The sequence below is a fragment of the Stenotrophomonas sp. P5_A8 genome (assembly GCF_056400545.1).
Genome location: NZ_JBFULB010000323.1, coordinates 1 through 4,323 on the forward strand (window position 1 = coordinate 1; position 4,323 = coordinate 4,323).

4 protein-coding genes are annotated in these 4,323 nt (G+C 65.5%); 1 reads left to right on the forward strand and 3 read right to left on the reverse strand.

Annotated features, from left to right (window positions below):
- Both AC1DQP_RS17250 and AC1DQP_RS17255 read right to left on the reverse strand, forming a co-directional pair.
- Positions 1-193, reverse strand: a 193-nt coding sequence (locus AC1DQP_RS17250) for a hypothetical protein (protein WP_478052078.1), incomplete at its 3' end; no start/stop codon positions are given.
- On the reverse strand, positions 190-1,110 hold the full coding sequence (locus AC1DQP_RS17255) for an alpha/beta fold hydrolase (RefSeq protein WP_478052079.1): 921 nt from the start codon (positions 1,108-1,110) through the stop codon (positions 190-192). The genes AC1DQP_RS17250 and AC1DQP_RS17255, both read right to left, overlap by 4 nt.
- Before the next feature lie 165 nt (positions 1,111-1,275).
- Between AC1DQP_RS17255 and AC1DQP_RS17260 the strand changes: the two genes are divergently transcribed.
- On the forward strand, positions 1,276-1,878 hold the full coding sequence (locus AC1DQP_RS17260) for a TetR/AcrR family transcriptional regulator (RefSeq protein ID WP_228884169.1): 603 nt from the start codon (positions 1,276-1,278) through the stop codon (positions 1,876-1,878).
- A 141-nt stretch (positions 1,879-2,019) separates the two neighbouring features.
- Here the strand turns inward: AC1DQP_RS17260 and AC1DQP_RS17265 are convergent.
- The coding region (locus tag AC1DQP_RS17265; protein WP_478052080.1) for a TonB-dependent receptor domain-containing protein at positions 2,020-4,323 on the reverse strand (2,304 nt) is incomplete at its 5' end.

The following is a 4,323-nucleotide window of genomic DNA, read 5'->3' on the forward strand; positions in this document are numbered from 1 at the left end:
GCAGAAGCGGCACGGCGATGACCGCGACGATGGCGGCGGCCACGATGGTGGCGGTCTGGTTGACGTAGGGGATGAACCAGCAGGCGGCCAGCAGCACGACGCTGATGATCGTCCAGGTGATCAGCCGCATCCGATGGTAGGCGACGATGGCGCCCGCCAGCAGGATGGCCAGGAAGGGAACGACAATGCTCATGAGCGTGCTCCGGTGACGTGCTCGGTAGTGGCGGACTGTGCCACGGCGGAGGCCGAGGGCAACACGTCCAGATAGTCCAACACAGTAGCGGTAAAGGCGTTGTTGTCGTCACCGGCGACCATGTGCGTGGCCTCCGGCAACTGCACATGGCGCGCATGCGGCACCAACGCGAGGAATTCGGCCACCGTCTGCGGGGTGACCAGGGTGCTGCGCCCGCCGCTGACCAGCAGCAACGGGCATTTCACCTGGCGCGCCGCTTCGGCGAGCGCGTCTTGGTGCTGCTCGCTGTCGCGCGCCAGTTCGGCGACCAGGCGCGGGTCCCAATGCCAGCGCCAGCGACCGTGGCCGTCTTCGCGCAGCAGCGCGCGCAGGGAATCGTCGGACTTGCGCGGGCGGTGTGGCATGTAGGCCGAGATCACGTCGGCGGCCTGCGACAGCGATGCGAAGCCGTCCGGGTGCGCGGTCATGAACATCAGAATGCGTTCGACCCCGGCGGTGTCCCAGCGCGGCGTAATGTCCACCAGCACCATCGCCGAGAACAGGCCAGGCCAGCGCGATTCGGCGAGCAGCCCGAACAGGCCGCCCATCGAGGCGGCGACCAGGATCGGCGGCTGCGGTTGTTCGCCGGCCAGCACGATCAGGTCGTCGGCGAACTGCTCGCCGTGGTACGCAAGTTCGGTCGGGTTCCAGTCCGAATCGCCGTGGCCGCGCGCGTCATAAGCCAGGGTCTGGTACCCGGCGGCGGCGAGTGACTGCGCGGTGGTGATCCAGGCATGCCGGGTCTGGCCGAAGCCATGGGCGAACAGCACCGTGCCGCGGCGTCCCGGCGGGGAGCGGGTAGCAGCCAGCACGGCGTCCTGCGCGCCGGTCAGTCGCTCATCTTCAAAACGGGGCAGGGTAGCGGAAGGATTGACCATACTCGTTAGTATGGACCTGCCCCGTGGCATGTCAATACTTGAGGGTATGGTGGTCGCTGCAATGCTGCGGGAGGGGCGGGCCAGCACGCGTGATGAAGGCGCCGGACCGGCTGCGGCCGCGGCATTTGGCGGACACGGACCCCGGCGTATGGTTAAATCGTTGCCATGAATGAACCTGAAGCTTCCGCCGGCGAGCCACGTGCCGGCCGCAACAGCCGCCTGAGCGCGGAAGACTGGGCCCAGGCCGCCCTGGACCTCATTGCAGAACAAGGCGTTGGTGCGGTCGCGGTGGAACCGTTGGCGCGTCGGCTGGGGGTGACCAAGGGCAGTTTCTACTGGCATTTCCCCTCCCGTGATGCGCTGCTGCAGGCCGCGCTGGAGCGCTGGGAGCTGTTCGAGCAGGAGCAGGTGTTCGGCAGCCTGGAAGACGTGCCCGATCCGCGCGTGCGCCTGCGCCAGTTGTTCCAGGTGGTGGCGCACGAGGTACAGCCGCACATCATCTACAGCGAGCTGCTCAAGGCGCTGGACCACCCGATGGTGCGGCCGGTCATCGACCGCGTGTCGCACCGTCGGCTGGAATACCTGGTGGCCTCGTTCCGCCAGGCCGGGCTGAGCCGCACCGATGCGCAGCACCGCGCACGGTTGGCGTATGCGGCCTATGTCGGCTTCCTGCAGTTGTCGCTGCAATTGCAGCAGCCCAAGCAGGCCCGCGAGGATTTCGAGGCGTACGTCGAGCATGTTATCGAGACGCTGATCCCGATCGGCTGAGCAGCGCCGGGTTGCAGGCGAAAAGGCTGCGGAGACGCGGCCTTTTTCGTGGTCGACCGTTTCCGCGCCGGCAGCTGTCGCACAAAAAACAACGGCCCCTTTCGGGGCCGTTGCTGCATCAGGTGCTGATCCGTGGAGCGATCAGAACTTCTGCTGGTACTTCATGTAGACGAAGCGACCGATGTCGAAGCCACCGTAGTACGAGTAGCCCGAGTTCGGCTGGGCGTATGCCGGCGCAGCCCAATGGTCGAACACGTTGTTGGCACCGATGGCCACCGACGCATTCCACGGCAGGGTGTAGGCAACCTGCAGGTCGTGGAAGGTGTTGGAGCCCAGCTCGTTCTGCGCCAGGATCTGACCGGCAGTGTCCGGAGCGCTGAAGTTCGGCRGGGYGCAGCGGTCGTCGAAGAAGCACTCTTCCTTGGTACCGGAGTAGTAACGCGCGGTCCAGGTCACCGACAGGTTGTCCAGCTGCCAGTTGATCGTAGCGTTCGAGCGCAGGCGGAAGTTGCCGCCGAAGCCGTTCTGCTGGGTCGGCGGGTTGTCCGAGTTGTCCTGCTTGATTTCGCTCTTGACCACGTAGCTGTTCTGCAGCGAGGTGGTGAAGTTGCCGAAGCTGGTCTCGAAGCGGTAGTTCAGGTCGAAGTCGAAGCCTTCCACTTCCTGGTAACCGGCGTTGCGCAGGCCGAAGTTCAGGGCCGTGATGTTACCCGCAGCGTTACGGCTGAACCCGACGCAGCGCGACTCGATGCCACGCAGGTAGCAGTCATTGAGCAGGTCGGTCGGCGTATCGGCAACGATGGTGTTGTCGATGCGGATGTTCCACCAGTCCAGCGAGGTGTTGAAGCCGGTGAGGAACTCCGGGCTCCAGACCACGCCCAAGGTCTTGGACTTGGAGGTTTCCGGGGTCAGCTCCGGGCTCGAGCCGGTGACGAACGGCACGTTGGTCTGCTCACCCGGGCCCGGGGAAACGGTGGTGCCCGAGGAATCGAGCTGGCGGAAGCCCGCCGGCACGTCCTGGAGGCAGCGCGCGTTGCCGCCCGCCGGACCGTACGAGGTATCGCACGGATCGGTGTAGTCCTCGAAGGTCTGCGAGATACCGCCGTACAGATCGGCCACGGTCGGGGCGCGGAAGCCTTCCGACCAAGTACCACGGATCAGCAGCTGGTCGATCGGCTTCCACTTCAGGCCGAACTTGCTGTTGAGCGTGTCACCGAAGGTGTCGTAATCCGAGTAACGGGTCGCGGCGGTGACGGTCAGTTCCTTGGCGAACGGCAGGTCGGCCAGGATCGGCACCTGCAGTTCCAGGTAGACCTCGTTGAGGTTGTAACCGCCCGCGGTCGGGCCGGAAGCCAGATCGGTGGAGATACCGGTCTGGGCCAGCGCGTCCGGCGAGAACGAGCCGCTTTCTTCGCGACGCTCGATGCCCAGGGCAACGCCCAGGTCACCGGCCGGCAGGGTCAGCACGCTGCCGGAGATGTTGGCGAAGTAGTTCTTGGTGACGGTCTTGGAGACGGCCTGGCCCGGCTGGTACAGATAGGCCTGCACGTTCGGGTCGGACAGGCTGTTGGGCGAGTTGTAACCGTCCGGGATCAGCGGGTTCCACGGGGTGCATGCCCCCGGGCCGGAGCCGACCGGGATCGGAACCGCGTCGGTGGGGGTGCCGCACTGGTACTGGCCGTTCGCGTTGAGGAACGACGGACCGGTGGCCCGGCCAACCGCGTAGGTGTTCAGGTTACCCGTGCTGATCTGGGTGCCCTTGTTCTGGTTGTACAGGTAGCCCGCTTCCCAGTCCCAGTACTTCTCACCGGTCTGGAAGGAGCCGCTGAACACGCCAGTGAAGCGGGTGGTGGTCAGGTTGTTCTGCACCTGGCGCGGCACTTCCCAGCCGCGGCGGACATAGTCGATGTCCTCGCCAACCGGGTTGAACACGCTGTCGGCCGAGAGGCCCACTTCGCTGAGCGGGAAATTGGCGCTGGCAAACGGATAACCGGCGTTCTGGGCGAACGACTCGCGGTCGGTGTACATCACGCTGGTGTCGAAGCGCACGTTGTCGGTGAAGTCGAACGTGCCGTTCAAGAAGGCCGACTTGCGCTTGATGCCGCTGTACACGGTCGAGGCCAGCGCCGGGTTGGAGACATCGGTGCCGTTGATCGGACGGTAGCTGGCAAAGTCGGTCGGATCCAGGCCGGCGACGTCACGACGCAGGGTGTAGTTGGTGCCGTTGTAGAGGAAGCGGCCCCACTGCGAGGTACCGGACAGGCCGCCCGGACGCGGGTCGCTCTTCTCGCCGGTCGGGAAGCGGTCGCGGGAGAACCAGCGGTCCTTGGCCCACACCGGATCTTCGTTGGTGTATTCGACGCCGGCGGTCAGCGAGCCGCGCTCACCACGGAAGCCCATGATGAAGTCGTAGTTCTCGCGCTTGCCATCGCCCTGATCCCACTG

What these genes read in the sequence shown, in the direction of transcription:
- AC1DQP_RS17255 (WP_478052079.1), bottom strand. Translation starts at nt 1,110, where the DNA reads ATGGTCAATCCTTCCGCTACCCTGCCCCGTTTTGAAGATGAGCGACTG.
- AC1DQP_RS17260 (WP_228884169.1), top strand. Translation starts at nt 1,276, where the DNA reads ATGAATGAACCTGAAGCTTCCGCCGGCGAGCCACGTGCCGGCCGCAAC.